This window comes from Streptomyces sp. NPDC046122, assembly GCF_056429965.1.
The window spans coordinates 380533-393112 of the sequence record NZ_JBWKLQ010000002.1; the positions used below are offsets into that span (position 1 = coordinate 380533).

The 12580-nt window shown below is 71.2% G+C and carries 14 protein-coding genes and 1 pseudogene; 6 read left to right on the plus strand and 9 right to left on the minus strand.

The features are described from left to right. Positions 1 to 11: 11 nt before the first annotated feature. Entirely contained in the window at positions 12 to 644 is a 633-nt protein-coding gene (locus AC07FK_RS06565; protein WP_479103155.1) for a sulfite oxidase-like oxidoreductase, read from the minus strand. A gap of 155 nt (positions 645 to 799) precedes the next feature. On the opposite strand from AC07FK_RS06565, the gene bfr reads away from it, so the two are divergent. Beyond that, positions 800 to 1279: a bacterioferritin gene (bfr, locus tag AC07FK_RS06570; RefSeq protein ID WP_479103157.1), complete on the plus strand. Its 480-nt coding sequence runs from the start codon at positions 800 to 802 to the stop codon at positions 1277 to 1279. A 19-nt stretch (positions 1280 to 1298) separates the two neighbouring features. Here the strand turns inward: bfr and AC07FK_RS06575 are convergent, their stop codons facing one another. The 3 genes from AC07FK_RS06575 to AC07FK_RS06585 form a co-directional block, all read right to left on the minus strand. Beyond that, entirely contained in the window at positions 1299 to 1553 is a 255-nt protein-coding gene (locus tag AC07FK_RS06575; protein WP_479103159.1) for a (2Fe-2S)-binding protein, read from the minus strand. Between the two features lie 146 nt (positions 1554 to 1699). Then, positions 1700 to 3052 (minus strand): class II 3-deoxy-7-phosphoheptulonate synthase, encoded by a 1353-nt coding sequence (locus AC07FK_RS06580; RefSeq protein WP_479103160.1) that lies wholly within the window; start codon positions 3050 to 3052, stop codon positions 1700 to 1702. 18 nt (positions 3053 to 3070) lie between these two features. After that, entirely contained in the window at positions 3071 to 4000 is a 930-nt protein-coding gene (locus AC07FK_RS06585; protein WP_479103161.1) for an SRPBCC family protein, read from the minus strand. Between the two features lie 51 nt (positions 4001 to 4051). Here AC07FK_RS06585 and AC07FK_RS06590 point away from each other — a divergent pair, with 51 nt between their 5' ends. The 3 genes from AC07FK_RS06590 to AC07FK_RS06600 all read left to right on the plus strand — a co-directional run bounded on the left by AC07FK_RS06590 (position 4052) and on the right by AC07FK_RS06600 (position 6785). Continuing rightward, the gene (locus AC07FK_RS06590) at positions 4052 to 4636 is read left to right on the plus strand and encodes a TetR/AcrR family transcriptional regulator (protein WP_479103162.1); all 585 of its coding nucleotides are present in this window, start codon (positions 4052 to 4054) and stop codon (positions 4634 to 4636) included. 43 nt (positions 4637 to 4679) lie between these two features. After that, positions 4680 to 4736: a trp operon leader peptide gene (locus AC07FK_RS06595; RefSeq protein ID WP_078513512.1), complete on the plus strand. Its 57-nt coding sequence runs from the start codon at positions 4680 to 4682 to the stop codon at positions 4734 to 4736. A gap of 126 nt (positions 4737 to 4862) precedes the next feature. Continuing rightward, complete coding sequence (locus AC07FK_RS06600; RefSeq protein WP_479103163.1) at positions 4863 to 6785, plus strand: anthranilate synthase family protein; 1923 nt, start codon at positions 4863 to 4865, stop codon at positions 6783 to 6785. Here AC07FK_RS06600 and AC07FK_RS06605 read toward each other — a convergent pair. The 5 genes and pseudogenes from AC07FK_RS06605 to AC07FK_RS06625 all read right to left on the minus strand — a co-directional run. Next, positions 6783 to 7020 (minus strand): annotated as a pseudogene (locus AC07FK_RS06605) (2-hydroxyacid dehydrogenase); the annotation flags it as partial. The gene AC07FK_RS06600 and the pseudogene AC07FK_RS06605 overlap by 3 nt on opposite strands. 110 nt (positions 7021 to 7130) lie before the next feature. After that, the gene (locus AC07FK_RS06610) at positions 7131 to 8159 is read right to left on the minus strand and encodes a 6-phosphofructokinase (protein ID WP_479103164.1); all 1029 of its coding nucleotides are present in this window, start codon (positions 8157 to 8159) and stop codon (positions 7131 to 7133) included. Between the two features lie 100 nt (positions 8160 to 8259). After that, on the minus strand, positions 8260 to 8934 hold the full coding sequence (locus AC07FK_RS06615; RefSeq protein ID WP_479103165.1) for a response regulator: 675 nt from the start codon (positions 8932 to 8934) through the stop codon (positions 8260 to 8262). Continuing rightward, positions 8931 to 10163 (minus strand): MacS family sensor histidine kinase, encoded by a 1233-nt coding sequence (gene macS / locus AC07FK_RS06620; RefSeq protein WP_479103167.1) that lies wholly within the window; start codon positions 10161 to 10163, stop codon positions 8931 to 8933. Before macS ends, AC07FK_RS06615 begins: the two co-directional genes overlap by 4 nt. 22 nt (positions 10164 to 10185) lie before the next feature. Then, positions 10186 to 10938 (minus strand): lysophospholipid acyltransferase family protein, encoded by a 753-nt coding sequence (locus tag AC07FK_RS06625; protein ID WP_479103168.1) that lies wholly within the window; start codon positions 10936 to 10938, stop codon positions 10186 to 10188. Positions 10939 to 11113: 175 nt separating this feature from the next. Here AC07FK_RS06625 and AC07FK_RS06630 point away from each other — a divergent pair, with 175 nt between their 5' ends. Continuing rightward, positions 11114 to 11893: an alpha/beta hydrolase gene (locus AC07FK_RS06630; RefSeq protein WP_479103170.1), complete on the plus strand. Its 780-nt coding sequence runs from the start codon at positions 11114 to 11116 to the stop codon at positions 11891 to 11893. Next, a complete protein-coding gene (locus AC07FK_RS06635) occupies positions 11886 to 12563 on the plus strand; it encodes a hypothetical protein (protein WP_479103172.1) in 678 nt (225 codons plus the stop codon). Before AC07FK_RS06630 ends, AC07FK_RS06635 begins: the two co-directional genes overlap by 8 nt. The last annotated feature ends 17 nt before the right edge of the window (positions 12564 to 12580 follow it).

The following is a 12580-nucleotide window of genomic DNA, read 5'->3' on the forward strand; positions in this document are numbered from 1 at the left end:
GGCGGACGGTCCTACAACTCGGGGCCGTCCCCGGGCTCCTCCTGGTACGAGTACCTCTGCTCGCGCCAGGGGTCGCCGACGTTGTGGTAGCCGCGCTCCTCCCAGAAACCCCGGCGGTCCGCCGTCATGTACTCGACGCCCCGGACCCACTTGGGCCCCTTCCAGGCGTACAGGTGCGGCACCACGAGGCGCAGCGGGAAGCCGTGCTCGGCGGTGAGCAGCTCCCCGCCCTTGTGGGTGGCGAAGATGGTCCGGTCCGAAGTGAAGTCCGCGAGCCGCATATTCGCGCTGAAGCCGTATTCCGCCCAGACCATGACATGGGTGACGTTCGGTGCGGGAGGCGCGAGTTCGACGAGCGTACGCGCGAGGACGCCACCCCATTCGGCCCCAAGCATGCTGAATTTCGTGACGCAGTGCAGATCGGCCTCGACCGTGGCGAACGGGAGCGCCGAGAACTGCTCGTGGTTCCAGCAGTGCTTGTCGCCGTCGGCCGTCGCACCGAATATGCGGAACTCCCAGCGATCCGGCTTGAATTTGGGTACAGGACCGTAGTGGGTGACGGGCCAGCCACGCTGCAGCCGCTGCCCCGGCGGAAGCTCGGGCTGCGCTGATTCGTGATGTTCCCGGCTTTCCGGCTGACCCATGACTCCATGGTGACAGACGGCGAAGGGTGGTCACGACCAGGTCCGACGCTATCCGGGGCAACTCCTAATAAGCCTGCACTTACTGGACGCCCCTCACCCGCAATGCAAGGATGCGCGAAACCTGCCCAGTACTACGCCTGGAAGGAGCCTCTGCGATGCAGGGCGACCCCGAGGTCATCGAATTCCTCAACGAGCAGCTGACCGCCGAGCTGACTGCCATCAACCAGTACTTCCTGCACGCCAAAATGCAGGACAACTTCGGCTGGACGAAGCTCGCCAAGTACACCCGGGCCGAGTCCTTCGACGAGATGAGGCATGCCGAGACCCTGACCGACCGGATCCTGTTCCTGGACGGCCTGCCGAATTACCAGCGGCTCTTCCACGTGCGGGTCGGGCAGACCGTCACCGAGATGTTCGAGGCCGACCGGCAGATCGAGGTCGAGGCGATCGACCGTCTCAAGCGCGGAATCGAGGTCATGCGGGCCAAGGGCGACATCACCTCGGCGAACATCTTCGAGGACATCCTGAAGGACGAAGAGCACCACATCGACTATCTCGACACCCAGCTCGAGCTGGTCACGAAGCTCGGCGAGTCGCTGTACATCGCCCAGCTGATCGAGCAGCCGGAGAGCTGACCCGGGGTAGCGCGCGCTGTCAGGCGGCTTCGCGCAGGGGGGTGTCGGCGAGGCTCGTTCCGGCGAGCGCCGTCTCGCCCTTGTCGATCAGGGCGCGGCGCGGGCACGCGCCCCGGCCGAGAAGCCCCTGGATCGTGCGTACGCAGGAGCCGCAGTCCGTCCCCGCCTTGCTGACCGAGGCGATCTGGCGCGGAGTGCAGGCACCGGCGGCAGCGTGCTCCTTGATCTGCTGATCCGTTACGCCGAAGCAGGAACAGACGAACACGCGGCACACCTCCTGACACGGGCGAGGGGGACGAACAATCGGTAAGGTCAACCTAACCTTACCCGCCGCGCCCCGCACGTGAAAGCCCCGGATACGGCTGTGGGGCGCGGATCACATTCGATCCGCGCCCCACAGCCGTTCTGATCTTCTACCGCCTACTGGTCGCGGTACATCTCGGCGACCAGGAACGCCAGGTCCAGCGACTGGCTGCGGTTGAGGCGCGGGTCGCAGGCGGTCTCGTAGCGCTGGTGCAGGTCGTCGACGAAGATCTCGTCGCCGCCGCCCACGCACTCCGTGACGTCGTCACCGGTCAGCTCGACGTGGATGCCGCCCGGGTGCGTGCCGAGGCCCTTGTGGACCTCGAAGAAGCCCTTGACCTCGTCGAGCACGTCGTCGAAGCGGCGCGTCTTGTGGCCGGAGGCGGCCTCGTAGGTGTTGCCGTGCATCGGGTCGGTCACCCACGCCACGGCCGCGCCCGAGGCCGTGACCTTCTCGACCAGCTCGGGGAGCTTGTCGCGGACCTTGTCGGCTCCCATGCGGACGACGAAGGTCAGCCGGCCCGGCTCGCGGTCCGGGTCCAGCTTGTCGACGTAGCTGAGCGCCTCGTCGACCGTGGTCGTCGGGCCGAGCTTCACGCCGATCGGGTTGCGGATCTTCGAGGCGAACTCGATGTGCGCGCCGTCGAGCTGGCGGGTGCGCTCACCGATCCACAGCATGTGGCCGGATACGTCGTACAGGTGGCCCGTACGCGAGTCGACCCGGGTCAGCGCGGTCTCGTAGTCCATGAGCAGCGCCTCGTGGGAGGCGTAGAACTCGACGGTGCGGAACTCCGCGGGGTCGGTCCCCGCGGCCTTCATGAAGTTCAGCGCGTTGTCGATCTCGCGGGCGAGCTGCTCGTAGCGCTGCCCGGAGGGCGACGACTTCACGAAGTCCTGGTTCCAGGCGTGCACCTGGCGCAGGTCCGCGTAACCGCCGGTGGTGAAGGCGCGTACGAGGTTCAGCGTCGAGGCGGACGCGTGGTACATCCGCTTCAGCCGCTCGGGGTCCGGGATCCGGGCCTTCTCGGTGAACTCGAAGCCGTTGACCGAGTCGCCGCGGTAGGTCGGCAGCGTCACGCCGTCGCGGGTCTCGGTGTTCTTGGAGCGCGGCTTGGAGTACTGGCCGGCGATCCGGCCCACCTTGACGACGGGCACGGACGCGGCGTACGTCAGTACCGCGCCCATCTGGAGAAGGGTCTTGAGCTTGTTGCGGATGTGGTCGGCGGACACGGCGTCGAAGGCCTCGGCGCAGTCGCCGCCCTGCAACAGGAACGCCTCGCCCTTGGCGACGGCTACCAGTCGGGCGCGCAGCTGATCGCACTCGCCCGCGAAGACGAGCGGCGGATACGACTCGAGGTCCGCGATCACATCGCGCAGAGCCTCGGCATCGGGGTACTCGGGCTGCTGCGCCGCGGGAAGGTCTCGCCAGGTGTTGCCACCCTCAGGGGTGGTCTTAGCGTTCACGGTCACCTTCACAACATTACGGGGTCAGCCCGTATGTCCATTCTCCGGCTCACCTGATGAGACGGCGACCGCTCGTACGGCCCGCTCCCCGGCGCTCGGCGCCGCGAGGGCCAGTGCGCGGTGCGTACGACGCAGCACGGCGCGGGCCATGCGGGGATGCGCCCTGCTCACGACGGCCCAGTAGAGCCGCCCGCGTGCGGTGTCGGGCGTCGCCACCGTGCTGAGCGTCACATGCGTGGCGTCGACCAGGATGGAGGCCCGCGCCCGCACGCCCGCCGTGTCGACGTTCATGAGCAGTTCGCCGCCCTCACGCGCCACGACGGGGAAGGCGTCGCGCAGGATTCCCGTCCAGCCGTCGGGATCGCGCGGCATTCCGGGCAGCAGCTCCATCCGGTACGCGTCCTGGTAGGCGGGCCGGTCGAGGGCGGTACGGACCAGCCGGGCGCTCCGCGGTATCGCGACCGCCTCCGGTCTGCCCCAGTTCAGCCGGTGCAGCAGCCGCACCCAGGGCGACCACCGCACGGGACGTTCCACGCCGCCGGCGGCCACCCGCTCGAAATTGTCGAGCACCTCCTCGACCACCGTGCCGTGCACCGCCTTGACCACCGCATGCCACATCAGCAGACCGGCGCCCCGCAGGTCCTGTTCCAGTACGTGCCGCACGCGGCAGCGTCCGGGGCCGACCGGCTCCACGGTCATCTCGTGGAAGCCGTCGTCCGGCGGCGCGAACGTGAAGCGGACCCGGCGGCCCGGTTCGAACGCCGAGACGCTGTAGCGGACCGGGCCGTGGCCGCCGGCGGCTCCCACCGCGAGCGGCCCGTCGAAGCGCATCGGTTCCCAGGCCGGCGTGGGGAAGACCGGGTCGTCCTCGGCGGAGAGGCGGTCGAGCAGGGCGCCCACCACTTCCGCGGGGGCCTGGACGGTGCGCTCGTGGACATCCCGGATCGTGCTCATGACGAACCTCCATACGCTGGCGTACGGTTGACCATACGGTACCGTACGGTCATGGCACAACAGCGGGAGAATCAGGTCAGGAAGGTCCGGCTGAGCGCGCTGGACTGGGCGGACGCGGCGCTCGCCGCGATCGCCGAGGGCGGCCTCGCCGCCGTCGCGGTGGAGCCGCTCGCCGTCCGGCTCGGCACCACCAAGGGCAGCTTCTACTGGCACTTCGCCAACCGGGAGGCACTGATCGAGGCCGCGCTCGCCCGGTGGGCCGAGACCGCCACCGAGGCGGCCATCACGGAGATCGACGGCGAACCCGATCCCGCCGTCCGCATCCGCCGGCTCTTCACCGAGGCCACCGCCTCCGCCGTCGACGACCCGCTGGAGGTCTCCCTGCTGGCCACCGCGTCGCACCCGCAGGTCGCGGCGGCGCTGCGGCGGGTGACCGAGCGCCGGGTCGACTACGTGACCCGGCTCTTCGCCGACCTCGGCTTCCCCGAGCCGGAGGCGCGCCGCCGCGGACTGCTTGCGTACAGCGTCTACCTGGGGCACACCCAGCTGGGCCACGCCGCCCCTTCCGTGCTGCCCCGGGGCGACGAACTCGGCGCGTACCTCGCGTCGGCGCTCGACGCGCTGACGCGCCGCTGAGACACGCATGACGCACGCGCCCGATTCCGCTAGGGTGCGGAGCATGTTCGCGCAGACGACTCAGAACTGGTGGTGGACCGCTCATCCGGCGGCCCACTGACAATCGCGCGCACACCGAACCGCGAAGGCCGCCCGAGGGGCGGCCTTTGGTGTTTCCAGGGGCTGTTCCTCTCCACCCGACCGTGTCCGCCCGGACCGGCCGGACCCCCCGGAAGGAACACCACCGATGCGCATCGCCTCCCTCCTCGACGACACCCGCCCCTTCGCTCTCCTGCGCAGGCGGACGCCCGGCCACGACCACGACACGGTCGAGCTGCTGATCGGCGACGTGCACGAGGCCGCGCGCCTCGCCGACGTCCCGGTCGGCGACGACGGCCTGCCGGTGCTCGCGCTGGTGCCGTTCCGGCAGATCAGGGAGCGTGGGTTCGACGTACGCGACGACGGGACGCCGCTGAGCGTCCTGGTCGCCGAGGAGGCGCACGCGCTGCCGCTCGACGAGGCCCTCGCGCAGCTTCCCGCCCATGACGTGCGCGTAGAGGGCGGGGCGTTCGACGTGGCGGACGAGGAGTACGCGGGAATCGTGCGTCGGGTCATCGAGGACGAGATCGGGCGGGGCGAGGGCGCCAACTTCGTCATCCGCCGCACGTTCGAGGGCCGTGTCCCCGGCTTCTCCCGGGCCGACGCGCTGGCGCTGTTCCGGCGACTCCTCGCCGGCGAGCGGGGGGCGTACTGGACCTTCGTCGTGCACACCGGGGAGCGCACGCTGGTCGGCGCGAGCCCCGAGGTGCACGTGCGGATGAGCGGCGGAACGGTCGTGATGAACCCCATCAGCGGCACCTACCGCTACCCCTCGGACGGGCCGAGCGCCGAGGGCCTGCTCGACTTCCTCGACGACGGCAAGGAGTCCGCCGAGCTGTCGATGGTCGTCGACGAGGAGCTCAAGATGATGTGCACGGTGGGCGACATGGGCGGCGTCGTGGTCGGCCCGCGGCTGAAGGAGATGTCCCACCTGGCGCACACGGAGTACGAGTTGCGCGGCCGCTCCTCGCTCGACGTGCGCGAGGTGCTGAAGGAGACGATGTTCGCGGCGACGGTCACCGGCTCGCCGGTGCAGAACGCCTGCCGCGTCATCCAGCGGTACGAGCCCGGCGGCCGCGGCTACTACGCGGGCGCGCTGGCGCTCATCGGCCGGGACGCGGGCGGCGCGCAGACCCTGGACTCCCCCATCCTCATCCGGACCGCCGACATCGCGTCCGACGGCCGGCTGCGGGTGCCGGTCGGCGCGACGCTGGTGCGCGACTCGGACCCGGACAGCGAGGTCGCGGAGACGCACGCCAAGGCGGCCGGGGTGCTCGCGGCGCTGGGGGTGCGTCCCGGCAGGCCGGCGCACGAGAGCGTACGGCCGGGGCTGGCGGACGACCCGCGCGTACGGGAGGCGCTGGACTCCCGGCGGGCCCTCCTCGCGCCGTTCTGGCTGCGGATGCGGGAGCGGCCGGCGTCCCTGTCCGGGCACGCGCTGGTGATCGACGCCGAGGACACGTTCACCGCGATGCTGGCGCACCTGCTGCGTTCGTCGGGGCTCGAGGTGACCGTACGGCGGTACGACGAGCCGGGGCTGCGGGCGGCCGCCCTCGCGCACGAGGGTCCCGTGGTGCTCGGCCCCGGGCCCGGTGACCCCCGTGACGCGGGTGACGCCAAGATGCGGTTCCTGCGCGCGCTCGCCGCCGAGCTGGTGCGCGAGCACCGGCACGGCCTGCTCGGGGTCTGCCTCGGGCACGAGCTGCTGGCGGCCGAACTGGGCCTGGAGACCGTGCGCAAGCAGGTCCCGTACCAGGGGGCGCAGACGCGCGTGGACCTCTTCGGGCGCCCCGAGACGGTCGGTTTCTACAACAGCTTCGTCGCCCGCTGCGGCGACGAGGTGGCCGCCGAGCTGGCCGCGCACGGCGTCGAGGTCAGCCGTGATCCGGCCACCGGTGAGGTGCACGCGCTGCGCGGGCCGGGCTTCGCGGGCGTGCAGTTCCACCCGGAGTCGGTGCTGACGCTGCGGGGCACGGGTATCGTCGGCGAACTGCTGGGTCAGCTCGCGCCGGACCGCTCCTCGGCCTCTGCGGGGACGAGCACGTTCTCGCTGCGCCGGCCCGCGGTGTAGCACGGCCGGCGACGGAGTACGGCGAGTAGTACGAGACCCGGGCGACGGTCAGGCCGAGCTGCCGGGCGGTGTCGAGGTCGGTGTTGTTGAACCCGGTGGAGCGCTGGGCGATCATCCTCGTCCCGCCGGCCGCGAGGGCGCGCAGCACGCGTGCGCCGAGGTCGGCGTTGACGCTGGAGCTGATCACCTCGTGGCCGACGGCGATGGGGGCCGTGTCCTCGGTGAGGAACACGTCCCGAATGCCAGGTTTTCCACGACTTCCGCCGCCTGGAGGCACAAGTGGGGCTGTGGGCCGTTCAGCGCGAACACAAGGCCCACAGCTCCATCCCGCCCGGCCGCCCGGGCTCAGCCGAAGAAGACGCCCACCTCGGCGTAGAGGGCCGGGTCGACCGTCTTCAGCCGCGCGGTCGCCTCCGCCATCGGCACCCGCACGATGTCCGTCCCCCGCAGCGCGACCATCGTGCCGAAATCGCCGTCCCGCACGGCCTCGATCGCGTGCAGGCCGAACCTCGTCGCCAGCCACCGGTCGAAGGCGCTGGGCGTACCGCCGCGCTGCACATGCCCGAGGACGGTGGTCCGCGCCTCCTTGCCCGTCCGCTTCTCGATCTCCTTGGCCAGCCACTCGCCGACCCCCGAGAGCCGCACGTGCCCGAACGAGTCGAGCGTGCCGTCCTTGAGGACCATCTCGCCGTCCCGGGGCGTCGCGCCCTCGGCGACGACGACGATCGGCGCGTACGACGCCTTGAAGCGGGAGGTGATCCAGCCGCAGACCCGCTCGACGTCGAAGCGCTGCTCGGGGATGAGGATGACGTTCGCGCCGCCCGCCAGGCCCGAGTGCAGCGCGATCCAGCCCGCGTGCCGGCCCATGACCTCGACGACCAGGACGCGCATGTGGGATTCGGCGGTGGTGTGCAGGCGGTCGATCGCCTCGGTCGCGATGCCCACGGCGGTGTTGAACCCGAAGGTGTAGTCGGTGGCGGACAGGTCGTTGTCGATGGTCTTCGGTACGCCGACGCACGGGACGCCGTAGTCGTCGTACAGCCGGGTGGCGACGCCCAGGGTGTCCTCGCCGCCTATCACCACGAGCGCGTCGACCCGGTGCTTCGCCAGGTTCTCCTTGACCCGGCGGACGCCGTCCCCGGCCTGGAGCGGGTTGGTGCGCGAGGAGCCGAGGACGGTGCCGCCGCGCGGCAGGATGCCGCGCACGGCCGGGATGCCGAGCGGAACGGTGTCACCCTCGAGCGGCCCGCGCCAGCCGTCCCGGAAGCCGATGAAGTCGTAGCCGTACTCCTGGACGCCCTTGCGGACGACGGCGCGGATGACCGCGTTGAGCCCGGGGCAGTCGCCTCCCCCGGTCAGTACTCCTACCCGCATGACATGTCCCTTCGCCGCAGACAGCAGTGCCGTGCGGCGGCCACGCTAGTGGTGACCCAGGTCACAGCGACATGGGGCGTCGGGCAATTCAGGCGTCGTACTAGGCGTCGTCCAGGCCGCGTTCGATGGCGTAGCGGACGAGCTCCACGCGGTTGTGCAGCTGGAGCTTGCCGAGGGTGTTCTGCACGTGGTTCTGCACGGTGCGGTGCGAGATCACCAGGCGCTCGGCGATCTGCTTGTACGACAGACCCTTCGCGACCAGCCGCAGCACCTCGGTCTCGCGGTCGGTGAGCCGGGGCGCCTTCGGCTCGTCGGAGGCGGCGGGCGCCGGGTCGGAGGCCAGCCGGCGGTACTCGCCGAGGACCAGTCCGGCCAGCCCCGGGGTGAAGACCGGATCGCCCGCGGCCGTGCGCCGTACGGCGTCGATGAGTTCCTCGGGCCCCGCCGACTTCAGCAGGTAGCCCGTCGCACCGGACTTCACCGCTTCCAGTACGTCGGCGTGCTCACCGCTCGCGGACAGCACGAGGACGCGCAGCGCCGGGTCCGCCCCGACGAGTTCCTTGCAGACCTGGACGCCGGGCATGCCGGGCAGGTTCAGGTCGAGGACGAGCACCTGGGGGCCCACCGCCCGCGCGCGGCGCACCGCCTGCGGTCCGTCGCCGGCCGTCGCGACCACGTCGAAGCCCGCCGCGGCCAGGTCGCGGGCGACCGCGTCCCGCCACATCGGGTGGTCGTCGACGACCATCACCCTGATCGTCTGCTGTGCGTCGCTCATCGCGCCTGTACCGCCTTCCCCCGTGGAACCTTCAGTTCGACTTCAGTGCCCTGCCCCGGAACGGAGATCAGCTCGGCGGTGCCGCCGATGTCCCGCAGCCGCCCGCGGATCGACAGGGCGACGCCGAGACGCCCCTCCCCCTCGGCCTGCGCGAGCCTGCCCTCCGGAATGCCGGGGCCGTCGTCCCGTACCGTCACGATCACTTCGTCCGGCCAGTCCTCGACCAGAATCCATGCCTGCGCGCCCTCGCCCGCGTGCCTGCCCACATTGTCCAGTGCCGCACTGACAGCCGCCGCCAGCTCCATCGCCGCGGCGGGGGCCAGCAGGACCGGGGCGCCGGGCTCGGCGAAGCTGACCTTCGAGCCGGCGTGCGGGGCCAGCAGGGAGCGCAGGTCGCACTCGCGCGCGCCCGGGCCGGCCTCCTCGTTCTCGTCCACCTCGACCGTACGGACGACCGCGCCCAGCGCGGCGTCCTCCGAGGCACGCGTGGCGGGCACGAGGCCGGTGGAGACCAGAGTGCGCAGGGCGACCTCCTGCTCCCCCGCCATCCTGCCCAGCTCGGCGGCCTCACCGCCGAGGGCGGTGCCGCGCCGCTGCACCATGGCGAGCACCTGGAGCACGCTGTCGTGGATGTCACGGGCCAGGCGCTCGCGCTCGCGGGTGGCGGCCTCGATCTCCAGGGCGCGCGCGAGGGTGCGCTCCGAGGCGCGGGCGACCTCGACGACGTACCCGATCGCGATGGAGGCGACCCACACCAGCAGGACGTTGTGGAAGGTGTCCCGGCTCGGCTCGCCGCGCTCGACGATGTTCGCGGCGGCCACGAACGAGGACGCGAAGGCCGCCCAGCGCCAGCCGCCCTTGATGGCGAAGGCGAGGACGGAACCCGCCGTCCATATCGACGGCAGGGTGGGGCCGTCGATCTGCTGCGCCTGGAAGTCGGCGAGCGGCGTGAGCAGGATGCCGGCGAGGGCGACGGTGAGGTCGGCGACCAGGAACCGCTTGGTGCAGCTCGCCGCGTTCGCCACCTTGGGGAGCGTAACGAGCGTCCAGACGGTCATCGCCGAGAGGAACGCCACGGCCACCCACGGGCGCTCGAACTTGTCCCGGGTGAACACGAACAGGAGCACCGCGTAGAGCATCGTCAGGACGCGGTAGGCGGTGAGCGCACGCCACAGCGGCTGCTCGACCGACATGCGCACGACCCGCTCGCGCTGAGCCTTGGCCATCATCCCCACCCCTGGACGGACGCTGTTACGCGCCGGACCGTTCCGCCTTCTCGGCTTTCTCCCGCTCGGCCCGCTCGGCCTTGGCCGCCTTCTCCGCGTCGGCGATCTGACGCTTCGCCGCCGTCGCGTAGACGTCGACGTACTCCTGGCCGGAGAGCTTCATGATCTCGTACATGACCTCGTCCGTCACCGACCGCAGGATGAACCGGTCACCGTCCATGCCGTGGTAGCGGCTGAAGTCCAGCGGCTTGCCGATCCGGATGCCGGGCCGCATCAGCTTGGGCACGACCTTGCCGGGCGGCTGGATCTTCTCGGTGTCGATCATCGCGACCGGGATCACGGGCGCACCGGTGGCCAGCGCCACCCGCGCGAGGCCGCCGGGCTTGCCCCGGTAGAGACGTCCGTCGGGCGAGCGGGTGCCCTCCGGGTAGATGCCGAAGAGGCCGCCGCCCTCGATCACGTCGATGCCGGCCTTGATCGCCGCCTCGCCGGCGCCGCGGGCGCCCGAGCGGTCAACGGGGAGCTGGCCGACGCCCTTGAAGAAGGCCGCGGTCAGCCTGCCCTTCACACCGGGCGAGGTGAAGTACTCCGCCTTGGCGATGAAGGTGACCTTGCGGTCGAGGACCGCGGGCAGGAAGAAGGAGTCCGAGAAGGACAGATGGTTGCTCGCCAGGATCGCGGGGCCCTCGGCGGGAATGTTCTCGAGGCCCTCCACCCAGGGCCTGAAGGCGACCTTCAGGGATCCTCCGATGGAGAACTTCATTGCGCCGTAGATCAACCGAGTGCCTTCCCTTGTCTGTCGAGACGACCATAACCCGTGCCGGGCCTGGCCCCGCGCCCACAAGGACGCCCGACGGACCTGGTCGGTGTCGGTCCGGTCGCGTACGGTGAAGGGCATCTTGCGACACCCCCCCGCGCACTCCGCGAACCACACTCATGAACAGGAGACCCCGGTGCCGGTCCTTCCTGGAGCCGAGCCGTTCCGCCACGAGGGCGGAGAGGTCGGCGTCCTCCTCTGTCACGGCTTCACCGGTTCCCCGCAGTCGCTGCGCCCCTGGGCGGACCATCTCGCCGAGCGCGGCCTGACTGTCTCCCTGCCGCTGCTGCCCGGGCACGGCACCCGCTGGGAGGACATGCAGCTCACGGGCTGGCAGGACTGGTACGCGGAGGTCGACCGCGAGCTGCGCGCCCTGCGGGACCGGTGCGCGCAGGTCTTCGTCTTCGGGCTCTCGATGGGCGGGGCGCTGACCCTGCGCCTGGCCGCGAAGCACGGGGACGCGATCACCGGAATCGTCGTGGTCAACCCGGCGAACAAGGTGCACGGCCTGTCGGCGTACGCGCTGCCGGTCGCCCGCCATCTCGTGCGTACGACCAAGGGGCTGCGCAGCGACATCGCGAAGGCGGGCTCCGAGGAGGTCGGTTACGACCGTGTCCCGCTGCACGCGGCGCACTCGGTGCGGCAGTTCTTCCGGCTCGTCGACGGAGAGCTGCCCCAGGTGACGCAGCCGATGCTGCTGCTGCACAGCCCGCAGGACCATGTGGTGCCGGCCGCCGACTCGGCCCGCATCCTCAGCCGCGTCTCGTCCACGGACGTCACCGAGATCCTGCTGGAACAGAGCTACCACGTCGCGACGTTGGACCATGACGCGGAGCGGATCTTCGACGAGAGTTATGCGTTCATCGGCCGCCTCGCTCCGAGTGTCGGGAAGAAGGGGAGCACGACCGGTGGCTGAGCACGACGCGGAGCCCGCGGGCCGCGAGGAGGAGCGGGAGCCGGACCGGACGGCGGCGGACGCCGCCGCGGCGGGCACGCCCGCGGGGAAGCCCGTCGACGAGGACGCGGTGTGGGCCGCGATCGTCGCGGGGTACGGCGAGGAGCCGCCGGACCCGCCGGGCGCCAAGCCGTTCAAGCCGATCGAGGACCTCTACCTGCCGGACGACGATCGCAACACCACCGGCGGCGACCGGCCCGTACCGTTCAAGAAGGACGCCGAGGCGACCGGCGGGCAGGACGGGAAGGACCCGGACGCGGACCCGGACCGGGACAGACCGCTCGGCAGCTCCGTGGTCTTCGCGCCCGGCGTCGCCGGTCCGCGCGACTACTCGCTGGACGAGCCGGGCGAGGAGGACGCCGAGGAGGACGACGACGGCGACGAGGGCCACTTCGTCCCGCCGGAGCCGCCGCCCCTGCCGCCCGCGGACACCACCTCGCGGTTCGCCTGGCTGGCGGTCGTCGGCGGCCCGGTGCTGCTGCTCGCCGCCGTGCTGCTGCAGTGGGACATGACGTGGTGGCTGACGACGCTCGGCGTCGGCGGCTTCCTGGGCGGCTTCGCCACGCTGGTGGCGCGCATGGCGCACGGCGACGACGAGGACGACGACCCGGGCCGCGGCGCGGTGGTCTAGCTCCCGCTGCCGGTCGG